The sequence below is a fragment of the Micromonospora sp. NPDC048868 genome (assembly GCF_043198195.1).
In the GTDB taxonomy this organism is placed as follows: domain Bacteria; phylum Actinomycetota; class Actinomycetes; order Mycobacteriales; family Micromonosporaceae; genus Micromonospora; species Micromonospora reichwaldensis.
On record NZ_JBICUN010000005.1, the window covers coordinates 358,808 to 382,288 of the forward strand.

Genomic DNA, 23,481 nt, shown 5'->3' on the forward strand with positions numbered 1-23,481 from the left:
GCGGCATGACCCCCATTTTCCTACCGGATCAGTAGGAATACAAGTCCCTTCGCCGCCAGTGGGCCGAAGGAGGTCGGCGCCGGCGGTGCGTCCCGTCAGCGCCGGCGGGCGTACGCCAGCGGCAGGGGGCTCGGCTGGCCGCTCCACGTGCCGGTCAGCACGGCGCCCTCCGACGCGGTGCCGCCGTCGGGGCGGCGCACGACGGCCAACTCCACGGAGTCGGTGACGATGACGGTGAGGTCGTCCTCCACGACGCGGCGCACGGCGCCGACGGGCGGGACCTCGGCGCCCCGGGGGCCGCTGCCGGCGATGGTCATCGACAGCTCGCGGTACTCCCGCTGGCCGTCGGCCTCGAAGTACTCCTGCGCCTGCCCGGCGTCGGCAAGGACGGCCGCCGCCAGCGTCGCGGCGTAGACGGGGTCGGCGCACGCGTCGTACACCCAGCGGCGGCCGAGCACGGAGTGCTCGGTGGTGCCGACGAGCCAGTCGTCGCCGCCGTCGAGGGGCGCGTCGCGGTAGGTCAGCGGGACCTGGTGGATCGGCCCGTCGCCGGCCCTGACGAGCAGCGTCTCGACGCCGACGGCGCCGGCCGGATCGTCGAACCGGTAGGCCGCCACGCGCTCGACCTCGGCGCCGGCCGGTCCCTGGAACCAGGGTCGGCCGGGCAGCCACGCCGCCAGGAGTGCGAACTTCGTGGGGCGCATCTCCGCCCGGTACAACAGCGCCATACGCCGCATCGTAGGGGCACCCCCGTGCCCCGCGCTGACCCGGCCGCACGCGACGCGCCCGGCGCGGGCGGGGCCCGGCGGGTCAGGCGGTGGCGTAGCGGTGCAGCCCGTCGACGTCGGACCGGGTCAGGCGGCCCTGGGCGACCAGGAGTTCCAGGTGCGCCGCGGTCTCGGTGACGGCGAGCATGGCGTTGAACACGTCGAGGTCGGCCAGCCGGCGCTCCCGTCGGGTCCAGCGCAGCCGCGCGGCGACCTCGTACGCCGAACTCGCCCCCCGGGCCACGGCGGCCTCCGTCTCGTCGAGCCGCGCGCCGTGGTGCGCGACGAGTTCGTCGACCCGCGCGTGCACGCTCGGGGTCACCGGCCCGTGCGCCGGGAGCAGCCGCGCGTCCGGTCGCCGCCGCACCAGCGCGAGCGATGCCAGGAAGTCGCCGAGCGGGTCCGCCGACAGTGCGGCCTCGAAGCCGATCGAGGGCGTGATGGTGGGCAGCACGTGGTCACCGGCGAACAACAGGTGCGAGCCGGTGTCGTGGAAGACGACGTGCCCGCGCGTGTGGCCCGGTGTCTCGACGACGTGCAGGGTGCGCTCGCCGTGCCTGATCTGCTGACCGTCGTGGAACCAGTCGTCCGGCAGTTCCCAGTCCTCGGTGCTCAGCCGCGCCCCGGTCAGCCCCGCCAGGGTGTCGGCCAGCTCGCCGGCGCCCAGCAGCCGCAGGCGGCCGAGCTGCTCGGCGAGCGGGTTCCGGTGCGGCGTCATGGACACCGCCAGGCTCTCGCGTTCGCCGGCGCCGAGGCTCACCCGCATGCCGTACTCGCGGCGCAGGTGCACGGCCTGCGTGTAGTGGTCCCGGTGCACGTGCGTGACGAGGAACCGGCGCACGTCCCCCAGCGAGCAGTCCAGCTCCTTCAGCGCCGCGTCGAGCGCGGAGCGCGCCTCGGCGATCGCCCACCCGGAGTCGACGAGCACGAGACCGTCGTCGTCGCGCAGGACGTACACGTTCACCGCGCGCAGGCCGTCGTTCGGCAGCGGCAGCGGCACGCGATGGACGCCCGGGGCGACCTCGAACGTCCCGGGAGTGGTCCAGTCGTCGGAGTTGCCCGTGCCCGAGGTCATGATCCGACCATAGTGCGCGCCGCGACCTGCCCCGGCCCCTCGTCGGCGGCCGCGACGAGAATGGCGACGAAGCGGTCGCACCACGCCGCCACCGTCGCCCGGTCGAACAGGTCCGTGGAGTACTCCACGACGCCCCGCAGGCCGCCCTCGTGCGGATTGACGACCGTGGCGTAGTCCCGGCGGGCGCAGCCGAGCCCCTGGTCGGTGGCGTGCGCCACGAGCCCCGGCAGCCGCACCTCCGGCATCCCCGGATTCCAGCCGAACAGCGTCGTGGCGACCGGTGGTGGCATGCCGACCCGCCACTGCGGGTCGAGGGCCGCGTACACCTCGACCAGGGGCGCCGGCTGGTGCCGGATCGCGTCGAGGAACACCTCGTCCGTGCCGGCCACCAGCTCCGCGAAGGACGCCGCGCCCGCCAGCGGGGGCCGCAGCAGCAGCGGGCTGGTGAACAGGCCCACGACCGACTCGTCCTCGCGGTGGTCGCGGTGGGCGTACGGGCAGGCGAGGACCACGTCACGGGCGCCGGTGAGTTCGCGCACGAGCAGCGCGTACCCGCTGGCCAGGACCGGGAACAGGGTCGTGCCGCAGCGCTCGGCGAGGCCGGTCAGGCGGTCGGTCAGCTCGACCGGGACGTCGAAGGCGTACTCGCTGCCCCGGCCGGACGGTCGCGCCGGCCGTGGGCGGTCGGCCGGGAACGACACGGCGCGGGGCGCTCCGGCGAGCTGGTCCCGCCAGTACCGCAGGACGTCCGGCGGGACGGCGGTCGCCCGTTGCCGGCGCGCGTGGTCGACGTAGCGGGCCGTGGGCGCGGTGGGGGCCGCACCCTGGCCGGTCTCTGCGGCGTAGCCCCTGCCCAGCTCGTCGAGCAGTTGGAGCATCGACCAGCCGTCACCGCAGAGATGGTGCACGACCAGCATCAGCACCCACGCGTCGTCGTCGAGTCGCGCCAGCCGGGCCCGCAGCCATGGTCCCGTGTCCTCCGGGAAAGCCTCGCGGCCAGTCCGCACGCACCACTGCTCGACCTCGTCGGCGGCGAGTTCGCGCACCGGCAGGGTCCCCGGCCGGGCCGGGAGCACCTCCTGGACCAGCTCACCGGCGCGTTCCACCAGGCGGGTGCGCAGCGCCTCGTGCCGGGCGACCAGGCCGTCGACCGCCCGTTGCAGGGCCGGCACATCGAGCCGACCGGCGAGGGTCACCCGTACCGCCATGTGCACGGCCGGCGGGTCGGGGGCCTGCCGCTGGCGGTGCCACATCAGTTCCTGCGGGTAGGTCGCCGGCGCCCGGTCCACGACCTCGGACCCGCCGTCCGCGGTCGTCAGGTCCCGCGCCATCGCCCGGATGCCCGGGCTGCGCAGCACCTGGTGCGTGCCGACCTTCAGGTCCAGCAGTTCCGTCAGCCGGTTCGCCAACCGTACGGCCGCCAGGGAGTGACCGCCTGCGGCGAAGAAGGGGACGTCCACCGGCAGCCTGGCCACCCCGAGCTCGGCGCACCAGGCGTCGTGGACGAGCTGCTCCATGGCGGTGCGGGGCTGGTCGGCGGCACCGGTCACGGCGGGTGCCGGCAGCCGCGAGCGGTCCACCTTGCCGTTGTCCGTGGTGGGCAGGGTGTCCAGCAGCACCCAGGCCCGGGGCACGAGGTGTGCGGGCAGGCGCTCGGCCAGCACGGCGGCGAGTCGCTCCGCGCGGGTCGCGGCCGGTTCCCCGTCGTCGTCCGCCACGACGTACGCGGCGAGGTACGGCTCGTCGCCCCGGTCGTGCCGCGCGATGACGGTGGCCTGGCGTACCCCGGGCAGCGTGGCCAGCTCCGCAGCGGCCTCGCCGGGCTCCGTCCGCTGTCCGGCGATCTTGACCTGGTCGTCCACCCGGCCGACGAACTCGAGGGTCCCGTCGCCCCGTTCCCGGACCAGGTCCCCGGTCCGGTAGACCCGTGCCCCGGGCAGGCCGGGATCGGGCGGGAAGGCGGCGGCGGTCGCCGCGGGTCGGCCGAGGTAGCCCCGGGCCACGCCGCTTCCGCCGACGTACAGCTCCCCCACCGCCCCCCGTGGCACCGGCACACCGCGCTCGTCCAGCAGGTACAGCCGATGGTTGTCGACCGGGGTGCCGATGTCGACCGGGCCCGGGACGTCCGCCCGCACGGGACCCGCCGTGGCGACGATGCTGCACTCGGTCGGACCGTAGGCGTTGATCACCTCGGCCGGGAAGCCGGCGGGCGGTCGGCGCCGGAGCTGGCTGCCGCCCACGACGAGCGTGCGCGGGGCGTGCGCGGGCATCGGAAGGGCGAAGACCAGCTCGGCGAGCGGCGCCGGCAGGAAGGCCACCGTGACGCCGCCGCGGGCCCACTCCTCGGCGAGGGCCGCGGGGTCGGTCCGCGCCTCCTCCGGTACGAGATACACGGTGGCGCCGGCGGCGAGCGCCGGATGGATCTCGGCGAGGTTCGCGTCGAAGCCGAGCCCGAGCGCGTGGCCGACGGTGTCGGCTCCGGTGAGGGCAAGGGCCCGCACGTGCCAGTCGACGGCGTCCACGGCGGCCCGGTGCGGCACCAGGACGCCCTTCGGCCGGCCGGTCGAGCCGGACGTGTGGACGCACCAGGCCACCTGCTCCGCCGTCGGCACCCGGCTCGGGGCCGGCAGGTCCGGGTCACCGGGATCCTCGACCCGCAGGCAGACCGCGTCCGTCGGCGCGTCCACGTCCCTCGTGGTGACCAGCAGCCGGGCGCCACTGTCGGCGAACAGGGTGGCCACCCGGGCGGCGGGCAGCCCCGGATCGAGGGGGATGAAGCCCGCGCCGGCGATCAGCACGGCGAGCTGGGCGGCGATCAGCTCCGGTCGGCGCGGCAGGAGCACCGCGACGAGGTCGTCGGGCCCGACGCCGGCGGCGGCGATCCGGCGGGCGAGCAGGTCGGCCCGCTCGCGCAGTTCGCGGTACGTCCACCGGGTCGGCCCGCACACGACCGCCACGGCGTCCGGGGTGCGGGCCGCCTGCCGCAGGAACAACTCGTGCAGCCGGGCGTCGCCGACGGGTGTCCGCGGCCCGTGCAGGCGGTCGGCGGAGTCGTCCAGGTACGCCGCCAGGCCCGACAGCGGCTCGTCGGGCTCCCGGGTCGCCCGGTCGAGCAGCCGCTCGACGTAGTCCAGCAGGCGACGCACCGTCGCCCGGTCGAGCACGTCGGTCCGGTACTCGACGTGGCAGCGCACGGTGTCGCCGTGGGACAGGTAGACGACCAGGTCGACCGGGGCCTTGTCCAGGCCCACCGGGATCGGCTCGGCGGTGACCCCCGGCAGGTCGAACTGGAACGCGGGGGCGCCGCGCTCGTACTCCACGACCACGTCGAAGAGCGGGTGGCGGCCGGCCTCCCGGTTCGGGGCGAGCGCGCCGACGAGGTCGTCGAAGGGCACGCCCGCGTGTTCGTACCCGTCCGCCGAGCGGTACTGGACCCGGGCGAGCAACTCCCGGAAGGTGGGGTCACCGGTGAGGTCCAGCCGCAGCGGCACGGTGTCGACGAAGAACCCGATCAGGGCCTCGGAATCCTCGTCGCGGCCGCTCATGCCGGTGCCGATCACCAGGTCCGGTTGGCCACTGAACCGGAACAGCGCCACCCCGATCGCGCTGAGCAGCGTGGTGAACGGGGTGACCCGCTCGACGCGGCTGAGCTGCCGGACCCGTTCGGTCAGCTCCACCGGGATCTCCGCGAGGAGACTCCCACCGGCGGCCGAGACCGTGGCCGGTCGCTGCCGGTCCGAGGGCAGCACGAGGGTGGGCGGCAGCGGATCGAGCAGGTCGAGCCAGTACGCCAGGCTCTTGTCCACGCCGTCCCGGGCCGACCGGGCCCGCGCCCGGGCCAGCTCCGGGTAGGTGACCGGCAGCGGGGGCAGCGCGGCCGTCGTACCGGTCGACCGGGCCCGGTAGCACGCGCCGACCTCGCGGGTCAGGACCGCGTACGAGCCGCCGTCGGTGGCCAGGTGGTGGAACGACATCACCAGCACGTGGTGTGTCGGGGAGAAGCGCAACAGCTCGAACGCGAAGACCGGCCCCTCGACGAGGTCGAACACCCGCGCGCTCTCCCGGGCCATCGCGGCCCGCACCACGGCGTCCTCGTCGGCACCGGAATGCTCCCGCACCGGGAGGTCGACCGTCGCCATCGGCCGGATCACCTGGCAGGGTTGCCCGTCGACCTCGCGGTAGGTCGTCCGCAGTGGCGCGTGCCGGTCCACGATGTCCTGCAACGCCCCGCGCAGCGCCGCCGTGTCGAGCGCGCCGCACAGCCGCACGGCCGCGCCCTCCGTGTAGGCCGGGGTGCCCGGGTACGCCTGCTCGACCAGCCACAGCCGCCGCTGGCCGGGCGTCAACGGCGCGATCTCGACGGTCGGTGGCGCGGAGATCCCGACGGCCTCCGGCTCCGCCGTCCCGACGACCACCGCGGCCGTTGCCGGGACCGCTGCCGCAGCCGGGACCGGGGCCGCAGCCGGGGACGGTCGACGGGGCGTGGCCCGCCGCAGCGCGTCGATGGCCGGCAGGCCGTCCCGCACGGCCCCCGCCGGCAGGCCGAAGTCGACGAAGCAGGCGATCTCGTCGGCGCCGGCGTCGAGGACCGCGTCGAGCACCGGCCGGCAACTCTCCGGCGAGCCGATCAGGGCCCGCTGCTCGCAGTACCGCTGGTACGCACGGGACAGCACGAACCGGACGTCCTCGTCGGGGGTGTCGGCGAGGTCGACGTTCATGCCCAGGCTGTTGACCACCTGGCCGAGCAGGCTGAACGAGGAGCGCAGGTAGGCACAGAACGGCTCGAACGCCATGGCCCGCGCCTGCTCGGCGTCGTCGCCGAGGAAGGTGTGCAGCAGCACCACCACCCGCCCCGCAGCGGGATCGAGACCGTGTTCGGCCCGGGTGCGCCGGTACAGCGCGACGTTCTCGGCCAGCCGCGCGACGTCCTGTGTCATCAGGTTGGTGACCACGCCCAGGCCGCGACGGGCCGCCTCCCGGTAGCTGTCCGGGTTGCCGACGATCGCCGTGAAGATCGGCGGTTCCGCCTGCACCGGGCGGGGGAACAGTCGGATGTCGACGTCTTCCCCGCTGCCCGACCGCGCGGTGATCGCCTCACCGCGCCAGAGCCGCCGTACGGTGTCGAGATTGTCGTACATCACCTGCTTGTGGCGACGGTAGTTGTCCGGGTAGAAGACGAAGTCGTTGGCGTGCCATCCGGGCGCGCACCCCAGCCCGACCCGCCCTCCGGAGAGGTTGTCCACCATGGACCATTCCTCGGCGACCCGGACGGGATGGTGCAGGGGCAGCACCACCGAGCCGGCGTTGAGGCGCAGCCGGCGGGTCCGGGTCGCGAGGGCCGCGGCGAGCACCGACGGGTTGGGAAAGAGCCCGCCGAAGGAGTGGAAGTGCCGTTCGGGCAACCACACCGCGTGGAAGTCGTGGGTGTCGGCGAACTCGGCGGCCTCGATGATGGTTCCGTAGGCGTCGTCCCGGGCCGAGTCGGGGTAGTCGCCGAAGAAGTACAGGCTGAAGTCGACGGTGTCCGGCGCGTCGACGACCGACGCGGCCGGCGCCGGCCGCGTCGACGGCTCGGGGGCGACGGCCGCGCCGCCGCCGTTGCCGCCCGTGGCGCCGGTGGCGGTGGCGCCCGTGGCGTCGGTGACGGTGGCGCCCGTGGCGGTGGCGCCGGTGGCGGTGGCGGTGGCGGTGGCGGTGGCGCCCGTGGCGGTGGCGGTGGCGGTGGCGGTGGCGCCCGTGGCGGTGGCGGTGGCGCCCGTGGCGGTGGCGCCCGTGGCGGTGGCGCCCGTGGCGGTGGCGCCGGTGGCGCCCGTGGCGGCGCCGAGAAGAGCGAGCTGGTCGCGCATCAGGTCCAGCTGGCGGTGCACGATCGTGACGAGGTCGGCCGGCACGTCCCGGGGAGCGTCGCCCGGATCGGCCGGTGCCGCCGACGCGACGGGCACGGGCACCGGCCCGGCGGGAACCAGCGTTACCGGCGCGACAGGCACGGGCGCCGACGGGTCGTGCACGGGAACTGACGCGGCGGACACGGGGACCGACGCGGCGGACACGGGGACCAGCGCGACAGGGACGGAGGGCGACGTGGTCGGCGGGGTCGCCGGAGGGAGCACGCCGGCCGAGGCGCCGCGCGTCACCGCCTCGGCGAGCCGGCGGGGGGTGTCCACGGCGGCGAACAGGTCCCGGACGGGAACCCGCACCCCGAACGCGTGGTCGATCTCCCGGGACATGGTGATCAGGAGCAGCGAGTCGGCACCGAGGTCGAGGAAGGTCTCGTCCGGATCGACCTCTCCCACGTCCAGTCCGAGCCGCTCGGCCGTGAGGGCCCGGATGCGCGCCATCACCTGCTCGGCCCCGACGTCGTGTCCGGTCGACGGCCGGGGCGGCCCCGGCTCGGCGGTCGCCGACGATCCGGCCGCGCCGCCCGCGGCGGACCCGCCGGCCGCGACCCGCACGTCGCTCACGACAGAGGTGCCGGCCGCGACCCGGACGTCAGGCGCGGCGGAGGTGCCGGCCGCGACCCGCACGTCCGTCGCGGCAGAGGTGCCGGTCGCGGCGGAGATGTCGGCCGTCCCGGGCGCGGAGGCCCAGAACCGCCGGCGCTGGAACGGATAGGCCGGCAGTGGCACCGCCCGGCCACCGCAGTCGGCGGTCAGCGCGGCCCAGTCGACCGGGGACCCCGCCACGTGCAACTCCGCGACGGCCCGCCACAGCCCGTCGACCGGTGGGGCGCCACGGCGTTGCGACGGCACCCACCACAGGTCGGATCCCGCGCCGCGGGCGATGCCGGTCAGCGCCCCGTCCGCGCCCGCCTCGACGACCGACCGCACGCCCTGCTCGGCGAGGGTGGCCACGGCGGCGCTCCAGGCGACCGGCTCGCGCGCCTGCCGGCACAGGTGGTCGGCGTCCGGCAGCCAGCCGGGCGGGCGTACCCGGCCGTCCAGGCTGCTGATCAGGGGCAGGCGGGTCGGTGCGAACTGCACCTCCCCGATCACCCGGCGGAGCCGGTCGAGGACCGCGTCCACGCCGGTCGAGTGGAACGCCCGGTCGACCGGGAGCGGACGGGTCGCCACGCCCCGCTGTTCGGCTTCCCGGACGACCGCCGCCAGGGCCTCGGGGGAACCCGCGAGCACGTGGTGCTCCGCGCCGTTGCGGGCGGCGATCTCCGCCGCCGACCCACGCAGCAGCTCACCGACCGTCGCTTCGTCGGCCAGCACCGCGCACATCGCGCCGGGTGGCAGCGCGTCGCGCATCAGGGCGCCCCGGTGCGCGGCCAGCCCGACCGCGTCGCGCAGGGACAGCGCACCGGCCACGACCAGTGCGGCGTACTCGCCCACGCTGTGGCCGAGGACGACGTCCGGCGTGAGCCCCCACGACCGCCACAGCTCGGCGAACGCCACCGCGGTGACCACCAGCGCCGGCTGCGCCACGTCCGTCGGGCGGCCCGTTCCGACGGGGTGTTCCCGCAGCCGGGCGACGAGGTCGCCACCCGTCGCCCGGCGGTACGCGTCGGCCCCCTCGGCCAACACGTCCCGCGCGACCGGGAACCGCTCGGCGAGATCGAGGACGACGCAGCGACGGTCGCCCTGCCCGGGAAAGGCCAGCGCGACCGGAGTGACGCTCTCCGGCTCCGCCCGGCCGGTCAGCACGTTTCCCGCCACGCCCGCCTGGACGTACCGGTCGAGGCCGTCGGCCAGCTCGGCGGCCGAGGTGCCGAGCGCGACCAGGCGGTGCCGGAGGTGGCGTCTGCGCCGCCCGGCGCTGGTGACCACGTCTGCCAACGCCAGCCCGGGGTCCTCGCGGAGCAGGTCGCGGTGGCGGGCGGCCAACTCCACCAGCGCCGACGGGTCGGCTGCCGACAGGGGCAGCAGTCCCGGCGCGGGGTGGGCCGGCGGCTCGTCCGGCCGACGTCGGTCCGCCGGGGGCGGCTCCTCGACGATCACGTGGGCGTTGGTGCCGCCCACCCCCAACGCGCTGACGGCCGCCCGGCGCGGCCGCAGGTCCGCCGGCCACCTCGTGCCACGGGTGGTAACCGTGAAGGGGCCGGCGGCCAGGTCGATCGCCGGATTCGGCCGGCGGAAGTTGATCTGTGGGGCGACCCGGCCGGAACGCACGGTCAGGATCGTCTTGATCAGGCCGGCCATGCCCGCGCAGCTGTCCAGGTGACCGATGTTCGCCTTGACCGAGCCGAGGAACGGTCGACCGTCCGCGTACACCTCGGCGAGGGCGTGGTGCTCCACCGGGTCGCCCAGGGCCGTGCCCGTACCGTGCGCCTCGACGTACCCGATCGACTCCGCCGGGACCCGCGCGGCGGCCAGCGCCCGCCGGGCGACGTCTACCTGCCCGGCCACCCCGGGTGCCGTGAAGCCCACCTTGCCGGCGCCGTCGTTGTTCACGGCCGAGCCGATGATCACTGCGTGCACGGTGTCGCCGTCGGCGAGGGCCCGGTCGAGCGGCTTCAGCACCACGGCGGCGACGCCGTTGCCGCCGACCGTTCCGTCCGCGTCGGCGTCGAAGGGCCGGCACCGACCGCTCGCCGACAGGATCGATCCCGGGGTGTGCCGGTGACCCGTCACCTGCGGCACGTGCACGGCCACGGCGCCCGCGACCGCCTGGTCGACCTCGCCGTCGAGCAGCGCCCGCACCGCCAGGTGCACCGCCACGAGCGAGGTCGAGCAGGCGTTCTGCACGTTGATCGCCGGCCCGGTCAGCCCCAGCCGGTACGCCACCCGGGTGGCCAGGAAGTCCGGCTGGTTGCCGAGGGCGACGCCGATCGAGTCGGCCGGATCGGCGGAGACCGTCCGGTGGCCGAGCTGGCGGAGGTAGGTGTGGTGCGGATGGAGGTTCATTCCGCTGCCGGCGTAGAGGCCGGTCCGCAGCCCCCGCGCGTCGCCCGGGTGCCCGGCGTCCTCCAAGGCGTGGTGACAGGTCTCCAGGAACAGCCGGTGCTGCGGGTCGAGCAGCTCCGCCTCCCGGGCGCTGATCGAGAAGAAGCCCGCGTCGAAGCCGGCGACGTCGTCGTCGAGGACCCCGCTGGCCGCCACGAAGTCGGGGGCGTCGACGGTGTCGCGTGGGATTCCCGCCGCGACGAGTTCGTCCGGTGTGAAGGCACGCACGCTCTCCACCCCGGCGGTCAGGTTCGCCCAGTACTCGTCGACCGTGCGCGCTCCGGGGAACCGGACCGCCATGCCGATCACCGCGATCCGCCGGTCCCGTACCGGCCCGCCGACGGGCTCCGCCGTGGGCGTGGCCGCCGGGGCGGCGAGGTGCGCGCTGAGCGCGTCGACCGTCGGGTGGGCGAAGAGCACCGGCTGCGGGACCGGGCGCTCCAGTGCCCGCTCCAGGCGGGCCCGGAGACGGACGATCTCGACCGAGCCGATGCCGAGCTCGTAGAACGGACGCGCCGGGTCGACCTGGCCACCCGTCAGGTCGCCGAGGATGCCGGTCAGCAGGGCGCGCACCTCCGCCCTGCCCGGTCCGGCCGCGCGCGCCGCCGGGACCCCGGTGGGGTCGGTGGTCGCCCGCCGCCCGTCGTGCGGCCGCTGCGGCGACCGGTCGGCCAGGCAGCGCCGGACCAGCTCCGCGCGCCGGATCTTCCCCCCGGTCGTACGCGGGAACTGCTCCGCGGGGAGCGACAGCACCCGCTCGGGTACGACCTGCCAGCGTCGGGCCACCGCCGCCCGCACCGCCTCGGCCACCCCCGTCGCGGGCGCGTCGTCGTCGGGCACGTAGAAGATCACCAGCGACTCGGTGCCGGTGCGGGGCTCCGGTACGCCGACAGCGGCCACCAGGCCGCGCCGTACCCCGTCCACCTCCCCCGCCACCTGCTCGACCTCGTGGCAGGGCAGGTTGTGCCCGTTGAGGATGATCATGTCCTTCGCCCGGCCGGTGATGGTGATCCGACCGTCCCGCATGAAGGCGAGGTCGCCGGTCTCCAGCCAGCCGTCGCCGTCGGGGAAGGCCAGGCGGTTCGCCTCCGGGTCGGCGAGGTACCCGGGCGTGACCCGCGCCGACGAGACCTGGAGCCGCCCGATGCGGCCCTCGGGAAGCACCGCGCCGGCGGCGTCGACGATCCGCAGGGTGGCACCGGGCGCGGGCGGCCCGACGGAGAGGAACTCGGTGACGTCGGCCGGGTCGTCGTCCTCGGCGTACTCCAGGTCGCCGCCCAGGCTCGCCGTACGGATCCGGAGGCGGGTGCCGGGCTCGGTGAAGGAGGCGAAGGTGATTCCCGTGCTGGTCTCCGACATGCCCCAGGCCGGCGTCATCGCCTCCGCCGGTACCCCGGTCGCGGCGACGAACGCCTCGAAGGTCTCCGGCAGGCACTGCTCCCCGCCGCAGACCATACGGCGTACGCCGCCGAGGTCCCACGGTTCACCGGGGGCCCGGGCGACCGCGTCGGCCACCAGCCGCAGGCCGAAGTTCGGCGCCCAGCTGTGCGTCACCCGGTGCCGCCGCATCAGCTCCAACCACCGCAGCGGGTCGTCGAGCACCCACTCGGTGGCGACGTGGACGGACGTGGCACCGAGGAAGACGCCGCCGAGGTGGTAGAGCAGCAGGCCGGCGACGTGGTCCAGGGGAAGCCAGTTGAGCAGGACGTCGCGCGGGCCGATGTCGAGCATCGTCCGGGCGCCGACGGCGTACTCCGAGAGCCCCCGGTGCGTCAACGGGATCACCTTCGGCCGGCCGGTGCTGCCCGAGGAGAGCTGTAGCAGCGCCACCGACCCGGGGTCGGTGTCCGTCGCCGCCTCCGGATCCGGTCCGGAAGGGGCGGGGCCGTCGGGAGCGGTCGTCGCGGTCAGCTCCGCCACCGCGACCACCCGGTCCCGCAGCGGCAGCCGGGCCAGCACGTCCAGGTCCTCCGGCCCGGCCAGCACCACGGGCTCCCCCAGCACCCGCCAGGCGTGCACGAGGGCGGCGGCGGTGGGGTTGTCCGCGTCGTACCCGGTGGGCGCGCCGACGGTGAGCGGCACGATCCCGCCGAGGACGCAGCCGAAGAAGGTCGGCCAGTACTGCACGCCCGAGGTGATCCGCAGGACGACCTGGGACCCCCGACCCAGGCCGTGGGCCCGCAGACCGGGCAGCGCCGCGCGCGCCCCGGCGAGCAGCCGCCCGTGGTCGAGGAACTCCTCGCGCCCGTCGGGACCCACGATCCGGATGCCCGAGTCCGGGTGGTTCCGGGCCGCCCGCAGCAGCGCCTCGTCCAAGGTCAGGGGATGGTCGACGGGGCCGGGGAGGTCCCCGCCGTGGCTGACGGCGGCGGGGCGGTCGGCGGACGTCGACTTCACGGTGCTACCTCGACTTCTTGCGTTCGGTACGGACGGTGCGCCGGCGTACGGGCGTGGGAGATGAGGAAGGCACCGGCGGCGGCGAGCGCCAGGCCGTGCGCCAGCGCGACCACCGGCAGGGGCGTCAGGCGGTCGAGCGCGAAGGCGCTGACGATCATGCCGATGCCGAACCCCGCGTTCTGCGCCGTGCTGGCCAGGCCCATGAGTTGCGGCAGACGGGAGGGCTCGACGGTCTGCAACCGGGTGGTGTAGCTGATCTCGGCGTAGCCGTCCGCCATGCCGGCGGCCAGCGCCAGGACGGCCACCAGCCAGATCGGGGGCCCCGCGAAGGCGAGCACGAACAGCAGCGACATCGCGCAGGTGGCGACGCCGAAGGCCCTCGGCGATCCCGGGCGGGAGGTGCCGGCGGCCCGTCGGGCGTACCAGCGGCCGGCGACGAGACTGCCGACCGCCCAGGGCGTGGTGAACAGGGCGGCGAACGCGGCGGGGGCGTCGGGCCAGGCCAGGTTCGCGTACACCGGCAGGCCCACGTTGTGGGAGGCGGACCCGAACGCGTCCACGGACCGCACCGCGATCATGGCCAGGATCACGGGGGCGACCGAAGGCAGGAGGCGCCGGAGCCCCGCCCGGCGGCGGGAGCCCTTGACGGGCGGCCCGGCGGGGCGGCCCACCACGCGCCAGGCGCGGACCGCGGAGAGCAGCAGTGCGGACAGCACGAACGAGGTGGCATCGAGCAGGAACGCGGCGTGGTAGCCGAACAGGGTCACGAGGATCCCCGCGCTGCCGAAGCCCAGCAGCATGGCCACCGAGCGGGCCGCCACCAGGTTCGCGTTGGCCCGGGCCAGGTCGTCCGGGCCGACCAGCGCGGGCAACCCGCTGCGCAGCGCGACCACCCACAGCGTCTGGCTCCCGCCGAGGAGCACGGCCAGCGCGTGCAGCATGGTCGGTTGCGCGGCGGACGGCATCGCGACCAGCAGCACCAGCGCGCCGGCCGACAGCAGGTCGCCGCCGATCATGAGCCTGGCCCGCGCGTACCGGCTGACCAGCGTGCCGGCGACCAGCCCCATCAGGACGCCGGCACACAGGCGGACCGCCATGAAGATCCCGGTGGACACGGCGGAGCCCGTGATCTCCAGGGTGAACAGCCCCAGCGCCACCATGTTCAGGAAGCTGCCGTACGTGGACACGGCGTGCGCGGCGATGACGAGACGAAGCGGGCGTGCGGGAGGTTCCTCCGTTGATCGCACCTGTCGAGATCCGCCCCGCTCATGATCGTGCATGAAGCGAGGATCATGCCATCGCGGGTACAGGTATCTCAATACGTCGAAGGATCGGCGCCCGCCCCACCGACGGCGGCTGTCCGTCCGCCGTGACGCAGAGCCGTCCGGGGCACCCCGCCTTGCCGGCCGGGCGGGCGTGTGGTTGGTTTCGAGGCAGACCAGATCAGCGGCACACCGAGGAGACACGCGTGGACGACCCGGTTCTCGTCGAGCGGGACGGTCCCGTGGAGACGTGGACGATCAACCTGCCGGAGGCCCGTAACCCCATCTCCGGCGCCGACGTGATCGACGCGTTGGTGGCCCGGGTCGACGCGGTCAACGCCGACCGGGCGGTCCGGGCGGTCATCCTCACCGGCGCCGGCAGCGCCTTCTCCGCGGGCGGCAACGTCAAGGACATGGCGGACCGGGTCGGCCTCTTCGGCGGCGCCCCGCACGAGCTGCGCGACGGCTACCGCCGCGGCATCCAGCGGATCCCCCGGGCGATGTACGCGTGCGACGTGCCGCTGATCGCGGCGGTGAACGGAGCGGCCGTCGGCGCCGGCTGCGACCTGGCGCTCATGTGCGACCTGCGGATCGCCTCCGAGCGGGCGTTCTTCGCGGAGAGCTTCGTCAAGCTCGGCATCATCCCCGGCGACGGCGGCGCCTGGCTGCTGCCCCGGGCCGTCGGCGCCGCCCGGGCCGCCGAGATGACGCTGACCGGGGACCGGGTCGACGCCGCCACCGCCCTGGAGTGGGGGCTGGTCTCCCGGGTCGTGCCGCACGAGGCACTGCTCACCGAGGCGCGCCGGCTGGCCGACCGGGTGGCCGCGAACCCTCCGCACGCCGTACGGATGGCCAAGAAGCTGCTGCGCGAGGCCCAGCACCAGAGCCTCGACAGCGTGCTGGAGCTCTCCGCCGCGATGCAGGCGCTGGCGCACCAGACCCGGGACCACGACGAGGCGGTCCGGGCCTTCCTCGACCGGCGCGAACCGCACTTCACCGGGGAGTGAGCGGGACGGGCAGCAGGTGACGGCCCCGCCGTGGGTGCTGGCCGCCGGCCTGCCGCGTCGTGCACTGCGGACCGCCGCCGGGGCCCGGGAGCCGCGTCGCTCCCGGGCCGGTCGGCCGTCGGCGGGTCAGCGCTGGACGCGCGCGCCGGCACCCCGGACGAGCGCCTCGACCTCCCGGAGGGACGCCATCGAGGTGTCGCCGGGCGTGGTCATCGCCAGCGCGCCGTGCGCCGCGCCGTACTCGACGGCGGTGGCCAGGTCGCCCTTCTCCAGCAGCCCGTAGATCAGGCCGGAGGCGAAGCTGTCGCCCCCGCCGACCCGGTCCATGATCTCCAGGCCGGGACGGTGGGTCGCCTCGACGAACCGCCCGTCGGCCCAGGCGATCGCGCCCCAGTCGTTGACGGTGGCCGTGCGGACCGTACGCAGGGTGGTGGCGACGACCTTGAAGTTGTCGTACTCCCTGGTGGCCGCCTCGATCATCCGCTGGAAGTTGGCCACCTCCAGCTCCGACAGCGAGGCGTCGGTGCCGGGCACCTCGAAGCCCAGCGAGGCGGTGAAGTCCTCCTCGTTGCCGATCATCACGTCGACGTACCGGGCCAGCCGCCGGTTCACCTCCTGGGCGCGGGCCTGCCCGCCGACCGCCTTCCAGAGGCTGGGCCGGTAGTTGAGGTCGTACGAGACGACGGTGCCGTGCCGGGCGGCGGCGGCCATCGCGGCCTCCATCGTCTCCGGGGTGGTCTCGGACAGGGCGGCGTAGATGCCGCCGGTGTGCAGCCACCGCACCCCCAGGGTGCCGAACAGGTGGTCCCAGTCCACCTGGTCGGGGCGGAGCTGGCTGGCGGCGCTGTGGCCACGGTCGGAGGTGCCGACGGCGCCCCGGACGCCGAAGCCGCGCTCGGTGAAGTTCAGCCCGTTGCGCACGGCGCGGCCGACCCCGTCGTAGGGCAGCCAGGTCACCAGCGACGTGTCCACCCCGCCCTGGAGCACGAGGTCCTCCAGCAGCCGGCCCACCTCGTTGTCGGCGAACGCGGTGACGACGGCGGTCCGCAGCCCGAAGCAGCGGCGCAGGCCACGCGCCACGTTGTACTCGCCGCCGCCCTCCCAGGCCCGGAAGGTGCGGGCGGTGCGGACCCGGCCCTCGCCCGGGTCGAGTCGCAGCATGATCTCGCCGAGGGAGACCAGGTCGTACCGGCACTCGCCGGCCGGACGGATGGACAGCACGGCTCAGACCTCCACGGCGGGTCGGGCGGCCTCGACGGCCGCGGCGGTGCGGGCGGCGACCTCGTCCCAACGCCCGGCGGCGATCAGGTCGGGGGCGACCATCCAGGTGCCACCGACGGCCAGGACGGCGGGCAGGGCGAGGTAGTCGGAGAGGTTGGCGGTGTTGACCCCACCGGTCGGGATGAACCGCACCGAGCGGTACGGCGCGGCGAGCGCCTTGATCATCGCAACGCCGCCGAGCTGCTCGGCGGGGAAGAACTTGACCGTGTCGAGCCCGGCGTCGAGGGCCATCTGGATCTCGGTGCCGGTGGCGACGCCGGGAAAGACGGGCACGCCCGCCTCCTGGCAGCGCCGGACGACGGCCGGGGAGAACCCGGGGGTGACGACGAACCGGGCACCCGCCTCGACGGCCCGGTCGACCTGGGCCGGGGTCAGCACGGTGCCCGCGCCGACGAGCAGGTCGCCCCGCTCGGACATGACGCGGATCGACTCGGCTGCGGCGTCGGTGCGGAAGGTCACCTCGGCGCAGGGCAGCCCACCGCGCGCCAGCGCCTCGGCCAACGGGGCGGCGTCGCGGGCGTCGTCGAGCACGACGACCGGCAGGATCCGGGCCGCGCCGACGGCCGCCACGACCGCGGGTCTCTGTTCATCATTCTGTACGCCAGTCACATATGTGACCCTAGCGCTGCCGCCTGGCCTGTCAACCCCGCTAGAGTGGCGCCCATGACGCTGCCCGGCGGGTTCCAACCCGTGAAGTCCTCCACCCGGACGCTGGAGGTGCTGGAGGCGCTGGCCGCCTCGCCGCAGCGGCGCTCGCTGGTCGACCTGGCCCGCGCGCTGGACATCCCGAAGAGCAGCCTGCACGGCATCCTGCGCACCATGGCCCAGCGCGGCTGGGTCGAGAGCGACCCGACCGGCACCCGCTTCGGGCTCGGGGTGCGCGCGCTCCAGGTCGGTGCCGCGTACCTCACCAGCGACGACACCGTGGGCCTGCTCGGCGGGGTGCTCGACGACCTGTCCCGGCAGTTCGGCGAGACCGTCCACCTCGGGCGCCTCGACGGCGCGCACATCGTCTACCTCGCCAAGCGCGAGTCGGTGCACCCGCTGCGGCTCTACAGCGCGATCGGCCGGCAACTGCCGGCCCACGCCACCGCCCTGGGCAAGGCGCTGCTCGCCGAGCGCCCCGACGAGGCGCTCGACGGGCTGCTGACCTGGCCGTTGTCCGCGCTCACCCCGCACACCGTCACCGACCCCGACGCGCTGCGCGCCGAGCTGGCCGCCGTCCGGGAGCGGGGGTACGCGGTGGACCGCGAGGAGAACACCGAGGGCATCGTCTGCTTCGCGACGGCCGTACCCCTGGCTGCGCCGGCCACCGACGCGATCAGCCTGTCGGTGCCGGTGGCCCGGCTGGGCGCCGCCGGCGAGGACCGGATCGTGGCCGCGCTCCGCCGGGCCGTCGACCAGGTCCAGGCGGCGCGCGGCCTGCTCTCCACCGCCTGACCCGGCGCCGCTTCGACGCCCCCGCCGCCGGACCCGGCGCGGGCGCGCACCGGCCGTCGCCGAGGGCGACGCGCGGGCCACAACTGGCAACCTTCTTGACAGATGTGTCGAGATATCGACAGACTTCTTTCAGAGAGCGCTCTCTTGTATCGTCTGCCGCCCTCGCCGCACCGGGAGGAACCCCCTTGTCTCGAAGACTGCGCATGCTCGTCCCCGCCGCCGCCGGCCTCCTGCTCCTCGGCCTGACCCCGGCGGCGGGCCACGCCAGCGACACGTCCCCCGCCGCCCCGGACCGCGCTGCGGCGGCCCCGGCCGGCCCCAGCCCCGCCCTCGTCGAGGCGATGCGCCGCGACCTCGACCTCACCCCCACCCAGGTCGACGAACGCCTGCGCACCGAGGCGGCGGCGCCGGTGGTCGAGCGGCGCCTGCGGGCGAAGCTCGGCTCGGCGTTCGCCGGCGCGTGGATCCCGCCCGGCGGGCAGCGCCTCACCGTCGCCGTCACGGATGCGGCCCTCGCCACGGCCGTCCGCGCCGAGGGCGCCGACGTCACTGTCGTCGCCCGCAGCGAGCGCACCCTCGACGTGGTCAAGCGCGCCCTCGACCGGCGGGCCGCCGACGCCGCTCCCCGCGACGTCCACGCCTGGCGCGTCGACGTCGCCCGCAACAGCGTGGTCGTGACGGCCCGTCCGGGCGCCACCGCCAAGGCGATCGCGTACGCCAAGGCCGCCGGCGTGCCCGCGGACGCGATCCAGGTGGTCACCTCCGCCGACGCGCCCCGCCCGCTCTACGACATCCGCGGCGGCGACCAGTACGTGATCAACGGCAACACCCTCTGCTCGGTAGGCTTCGCGGTCGTCGGCGGCTTCGTCACCGCGGGCCACTGCGGGGGCGTCGGCAGCCCCACCCTCGGCTACAACAACGTCTCCCAGGGCACGTTCGCGGGATCGTCGTTCCCCGGCAACGACTACGGATGGGTACGCACCAACGGCTCCTGGACGCCGCAGCCCTGGGTGAACAACTACGCCGGGGGCAACGTGACGGTCGCCGGCTCGCAGGACGCGGCGATCGGCAGCTCGGTCTGCCGCTCCGGGCGGACCACCGGCTGGCGCTGCGGGACCATCCTGGGTCGCAACGAGACCGTCAACTACCCGCAGGGCGCGGTGTCGGGCCTCACCCGCAGCAACGCCTGCGCCGAGGGCGGCGACTCCGGCGGGGCCTGGGTCTCCGGCAACCAGGCCCAGGGCGTCACCTCCGGCGGCTCCGGCAACTGCTCCACCGGCGGCACGACCTGGTTCCAGCCGGTCAACGAGATCCTCGGCGTCTACGGGCTGACCCTGGTGACCACCGGTGGCGGTGGCGGGAGCCGGCTGATCAGCAACTGGAACAACCGCTGCATCGACGTGCCGAACTCCAACTTCTCCGACGGCGTGCCCCTGCAGACCTGGACCTGCAACGGCACCGCCGCGCAGTCCTGGACCTTCACCGGCGGCACGCTGCGTACGCAGAACAACAAGTGCATGGACGTGGCGTGGGGGTCCACCGCCAACGGCGCGGTCATCCAGATCGCCAACTGCAGCGGCAACCCGGCCCAGCAGTTCGTCCTCTCGGCGGCCGGCGACCTGGTCAACCCGCAGGCCAACAAGTGCGTTGACATCAAGGAGTGGAACAACTCCGACGGCGCCCGCCTGCACCTGTGGGACTGCCTCGGCGCCGCCAACCAGAAGTGGCGTCGCGGCTGACCCGGTGCCCGCCCGTCGTCGCGCCCGCACCGACCGGCCGACCGACCGACCGCCGCGAGAGACGTCGCGCCGGCGCAGTTTCGCCAAGGAGGTCCTACATGTTCAGAGTCCGTACCCGCCGCCGGCCGTGGGCGCTCGCCCTCGCCGCGACCGCCATCATCGCCGCCACGACAGCCCTCTCCGTGCCGGTCCACCCCGAACCGGCGCAGGCCGCCATCGGGGGGATCACCTGGCAGGACGAGTTCAACGCCTCCGCCGGCACGCCCGTCAACCAGAGCAAGTGGCGCTTCGACATCGGCGGCGGCGGCTGGGGCAACAACGAACGGCAGTACTACACCAACAGCACGAGCAACGCCGTACACGACGGCCAGGGCAACCTGGTGATCACCGCCCGCCGGGAGAACCCCGCCAACTACCAGTGCCACTACGGCCGGTGCGAGTACACCTCGGCCCGGCTGCTCACGGCGGCCACGTTCACCCAGGCGTACGGCCGCTTCGAGGCCCGCATCAAGATCCCGCGCGGGCAGGGCATCTGGCCGGCGTTCTGGATGCTCGGCAACGACATGGGCAGCGTGGGCTGGCCGAACGCGGGCGAGATCGACATCATGGAGAACATCGGCCGGGAGCCGAACACCGTCTACGGCACGATCCACGGCCCGGGCTACTCGGGCGGCGGCGGCATCACCGGCAGCCGCACCATCGGCCAGCCGCTGGCCGACGCCTTCCACACCTACCGGGTGGACTGGGAGCCGAACTCGATCATCTGGTACCTCGACGGCGTCGAGTTCCACCGGGTCGACCCGGGTCGGCTCGGTGGCAACCGCTGGGTGTTCGACCACCCCTTCTTCATGATCCTCAACGTGGCGGTGGGCGGCAACTGGCCGGGCTACCCCGACGGCTCCACGCAGTTCCCGCAGCAGATGCTCGTGGACTACGTCCGCGTCTCGGGCTACACCTCGGGCGGCAACCCGCCGACGGGCACCAACGCCATCCGGGGCGCGCTCAGCGGTCGCTGCATCGACATCCCGAGCGCCAACCCGGTCGACGGGGCCAAGCTCCAGATCTGGGACTGCAACGGCACCGCCGCGCAGGCCTGGACGTTCGCCTCCGACGGCACGATCCGGGCGATGGGCAAGTGCATGGACCCGGCCTGGGCCGGCACGGCGAACGGCACCGAGGTCAACCTCGTCACCTGCAACGGCAACCCGGCCCAGCGCTTCACCCTGAACGCCGCCGGTGACCTGGTCAACCTCAGCGCCAACCGGTGCGTCGACGTACGGGACCGCAACCCCAACAACGGGGGCAAGCTCCAACTGTGGGACTGCACGGGCGACGCCAACCAGAAGTGGTCCCGCGTCTGATCCCTCGGGCAGCACGCGGACGTTGGCAGGGTCAGCCGGGGCACACCGCCTCGGCCGGCCCTGCCGGCTCGCGCCCCCTCAGCGCTCGTCCTGCCGGTCCCGCACCACGACCGTCTCGTCGGCACCCGTCACACCCTGTCCGGCACGCCACGCCCAACCCAACGCCGGACCTGCTCGGCCACCTGGTCAGCAACGGCGTGCCCCACGGGGCGAGTCACCAGGTCACTCAACGCGAACATGTCCAGGACCCGCCCCACGTAGGCCCAGTCCTCGACCAGGGCCAGGTCCGCAGGCTGCTGCTCAGCGAAGCCCGCGCGGAAGCCGTCCAGGAAGCCGGCGGGATAGTCGTCGCCGAACCGGGCCATGTTCGCGGCGTCGCCATACGGGCAACCGGAATAGCTGAACTCCCAGTCGAGCAGCGCAGCCACCCGCCAACCGCCGCCCACGCGAGAGACCAGGATGTTCTTCGGGTTGATGTCGGCATGCACCAGCCGGGTGTGACCGTCGACGCCTTCCAGCGCCGACGAGTGAGCCGCGCACAACTCCACCCAGGCGCGACGCGTCCCGCCGTCGAGCCGGCCCTCGGGAACCGCGGCCATACACGCTTCGGCGACCTCAACCAGTTGCTGCGACCACGGGTCTTCCTCCTTGACGGTGAGGTCCCCGTCAAGGAAGAAGCCTCGTCGGTCGAACGCCACGACAGCGACCTCCGCGACGACCCTTCCGACCTCAGCCCCCAGCTCACATGCTTCCACCCGGCTGAGACCACCCTTGGCGAGCACCCCGCTCAGCGCATCGCCGTCCACATACTCGATGACCATCGCCGGCCGCACGCTCTCGTCCTCACCGGGCGTGACCAACAGGACGTCCGGAACTGGCACGTGCCGACGGGCGGCGGCCATGACCCCGGCCTCGATCGCCGGGTCCGTTCCTCCGAACCGGGCAACGACCTGGCCGTCAGCAAGCGTGAGCAGACACGTCTCGTGGGAGAAGCCGCCCGCCAACACCGACGTCGTCACCACCCTGCTGCCCAGCGCCGCCGCGATGCCCTCGAGTTCTCCGATCCGCATCCGCCCAGTCCATCAGGACGGTAGGACATCCCACCGACCGAAGTTGCCTGCCGACGTACGCCGCGACCGCTGCTCCACGGCGTGGCGGCACCCGGCCCCGCCGTTCCCGTCGGACAGGCCCGGCCCGGTCGCGGCCTGCTGCCGTTTGTCACCCCGTCGGGCCGGGCAAGTGGCCACAGTGACCCGCACCGATGAGCCTCGCACCGTCGAGTTCAGACGGTCGGCCCTCCGGCTGGTCGGGAGGGTGGCCCTGGGGCTGCTCGCCGCCGCAGCGATCGGGGTCGTCGTCAACCTGGCGCGGGGCCGGCCGTGGTGGGACGGGCTGTGGACGTACCTGCCGATCGTCGTGCTCTTCCACTTCTGGCGGCTACCGACCCCACCGGGAGGCAGCCAGCGGACACGCCTGCCGGTGCGGCTCGACGACCAGCGACTGGAGGTGTCGGGACCCGGCGACACGACCCTGGCGATCGACTGGTCGAACGTCGAGCGCGCCGAGGTCCGCGGGCGCCTGACGCCGTCGCTGCACGTCGAGCCGGCCGATCCGGAACGGACCCGACCACCGATGAGGCGATGGCAGTGGGCCGGGTACGGGCAGAGCCGCCCGTACGAGATCGTGGTGCCGCTCACCGGCATGACGCCCGGCCCGGGTGTGCTGCGCCGCGAGCTGGCCCGGCGGTTGCCGGGAGCCACCCGGGAGGACACGCTGGGGCTGCGGCAGTGAACTGGCTTGCCCACTTCCGCACGGGTCGCCTACCGTCGGCGGGCACCTCCCGGTGCGCAGGCAACGGCTACTTCCGCTTCCAACGGGGAGACGCGGGTGCGAATCCCGCCGCCGCCGGAAGGCGGTGTCGACCAGCAGCCCAGGTCACCTTGGCCCGCGAGGGCCGGTCTCCGTTGCCGCTCTGATCTCGGGAGGTGCCCGCGCCGCGTACCCGGTGCGACAGACACAGCTACTTCCTGGCTGGGAGCCTGGGCCCCGCGGTGGTGATACGCGGCGCTGTGTCGGACCTCGATCTCGGGTGCGCGGCATCGCCCGTTTCGGCCTCCGCGTCCACGGGCCGGCAAACTCCGTTGTCCGCTGTATGCCGCCGCCGCTACGGTCGTGCCCGCACCTCCCGGTGCGAAGGCGACGGTTACATCTTGGAGGGGTGCCCGCACCCCGTTGAAGAGGCCGTCCGTCGCCGGCTCCGATCTCGG

Annotated in this window: 12 protein-coding genes and 1 tRNA gene; 6 read left to right on the plus strand and 7 right to left on the minus strand. The window is 74.5% G+C overall.

What is annotated here, in order from left to right:
* Positions 1-95: 95 nt before the first annotated feature.
* The 4 genes from ACGFNF_RS11075 to ACGFNF_RS11090 all read right to left on the minus strand — a co-directional run bounded on the left by ACGFNF_RS11075 (position 96) and on the right by ACGFNF_RS11090 (position 14,371).
* Positions 96-728 (minus strand): hypothetical protein, encoded by a 633-nt coding sequence (locus ACGFNF_RS11075; protein ID WP_393167272.1) that lies wholly within the window; start codon positions 726-728, stop codon positions 96-98.
* A gap of 82 nt (positions 729-810) precedes the next feature.
* Positions 811-1,842: an MBL fold metallo-hydrolase gene (locus ACGFNF_RS11080; protein ID WP_393167274.1), complete on the minus strand. Its 1,032-nt coding sequence runs from the start codon at positions 1,840-1,842 to the stop codon at positions 811-813.
* Positions 1,839-13,124: a MupA/Atu3671 family FMN-dependent luciferase-like monooxygenase gene (locus ACGFNF_RS11085; RefSeq protein WP_393167276.1), complete on the minus strand. Its 11,286-nt coding sequence runs from the start codon at positions 13,122-13,124 to the stop codon at positions 1,839-1,841. Before ACGFNF_RS11085 ends, ACGFNF_RS11080 begins: the two co-directional genes overlap by 4 nt.
* Entirely contained in the window at positions 13,121-14,371 is a 1,251-nt protein-coding gene (locus ACGFNF_RS11090; protein WP_393167278.1) for an MFS transporter, read from the minus strand. Before ACGFNF_RS11090 ends, ACGFNF_RS11085 begins: the two co-directional genes overlap by 4 nt.
* A 221-nt stretch (positions 14,372-14,592) precedes the next feature.
* Between ACGFNF_RS11090 and ACGFNF_RS11095 the strand changes: the two genes are divergently transcribed.
* The gene (locus tag ACGFNF_RS11095; RefSeq protein ID WP_393167280.1) at positions 14,593-15,393 is read left to right on the plus strand and encodes a crotonase/enoyl-CoA hydratase family protein; all 801 of its coding nucleotides are present in this window, start codon (positions 14,593-14,595) and stop codon (positions 15,391-15,393) included.
* A gap of 126 nt (positions 15,394-15,519) precedes the next feature.
* Here the strand turns inward: ACGFNF_RS11095 and ACGFNF_RS11100 are convergent, their stop codons facing one another.
* Together ACGFNF_RS11100 and eda are read right to left on the minus strand one after the other, a co-directional pair.
* A complete protein-coding gene (locus ACGFNF_RS11100) occupies positions 15,520-16,614 on the minus strand; it encodes a sugar kinase (RefSeq protein ID WP_393167282.1) in 1,095 nt (364 codons plus the stop codon).
* A gap of 3 nt (positions 16,615-16,617) precedes the next feature.
* The gene (gene eda / locus ACGFNF_RS11105) at positions 16,618-17,283 is read right to left on the minus strand and encodes a bifunctional 4-hydroxy-2-oxoglutarate aldolase/2-dehydro-3-deoxy-phosphogluconate aldolase (protein ID WP_393167284.1); all 666 of its coding nucleotides are present in this window, start codon (positions 17,281-17,283) and stop codon (positions 16,618-16,620) included.
* A 54-nt stretch (positions 17,284-17,337) separates the two neighbouring features.
* On the opposite strand from eda, the gene ACGFNF_RS11110 reads away from it, so the two are divergent.
* From ACGFNF_RS11110 to ACGFNF_RS11120, 3 genes are all read left to right on the plus strand, one after another.
* Entirely contained in the window at positions 17,338-18,114 is a 777-nt protein-coding gene (locus ACGFNF_RS11110; protein ID WP_393167286.1) for an IclR family transcriptional regulator, read from the plus strand.
* Positions 18,115-18,299: 185 nt separating this feature from the next.
* On the plus strand, positions 18,300-19,853 hold the full coding sequence (locus tag ACGFNF_RS11115; RefSeq protein ID WP_393167288.1) for a ricin-type beta-trefoil lectin domain protein: 1,554 nt from the start codon (positions 18,300-18,302) through the stop codon (positions 19,851-19,853).
* Between the two features lie 98 nt (positions 19,854-19,951).
* Positions 19,952-21,214, plus strand: a complete 1,263-nt coding sequence (locus tag ACGFNF_RS11120) for a ricin-type beta-trefoil lectin domain protein (protein ID WP_393167290.1) — start codon at positions 19,952-19,954, stop codon at positions 21,212-21,214.
* A gap of 128 nt (positions 21,215-21,342) precedes the next feature.
* Here the strand turns inward: ACGFNF_RS11120 and ACGFNF_RS11125 are convergent, their stop codons facing one another.
* Positions 21,343-22,284, minus strand: a complete 942-nt coding sequence (locus ACGFNF_RS11125; protein WP_393167292.1) for a phosphotransferase — start codon at positions 22,282-22,284, stop codon at positions 21,343-21,345.
* Between the two features lie 244 nt (positions 22,285-22,528).
* Here ACGFNF_RS11125 and ACGFNF_RS11130 point away from each other — a divergent pair, with 244 nt between their 5' ends.
* Together ACGFNF_RS11130 and ACGFNF_RS11135 are read left to right on the plus strand one after the other, a co-directional pair.
* Positions 22,529-23,005: a hypothetical protein gene (locus ACGFNF_RS11130; protein ID WP_393167294.1), complete on the plus strand. Its 477-nt coding sequence runs from the start codon at positions 22,529-22,531 to the stop codon at positions 23,003-23,005.
* A 34-nt stretch (positions 23,006-23,039) separates the two neighbouring features.
* Positions 23,040-23,122, plus strand: a tRNA-Ser gene (locus ACGFNF_RS11135).
* The last annotated feature ends 359 nt before the right edge of the window (positions 23,123-23,481 follow it).

Coding starts and splice junctions, on each gene's coding strand:
- ACGFNF_RS11110 (WP_393167286.1), top strand. CDS start 17,338: ATGACGCTGCCCGGCGGGTTCCAACCCGTGAAGTCCTCCACCCGGACG.
- ACGFNF_RS11125 (WP_393167292.1), bottom strand. CDS start 22,284: ATGCGGATCGGAGAACTCGAGGGCATCGCGGCGGCGCTGGGCAGCAGG.
- ACGFNF_RS11075 (WP_393167272.1), bottom strand. CDS start 728: ATGGCGCTGTTGTACCGGGCGGAGATGCGCCCCACGAAGTTCGCACTC.
- ACGFNF_RS11120 (WP_393167290.1), top strand. CDS start 19,952: ATGTTCAGAGTCCGTACCCGCCGCCGGCCGTGGGCGCTCGCCCTCGCC.
- ACGFNF_RS11080 (WP_393167274.1), bottom strand. CDS start 1,842: ATGACCTCGGGCACGGGCAACTCCGACGACTGGACCACTCCCGGGACG.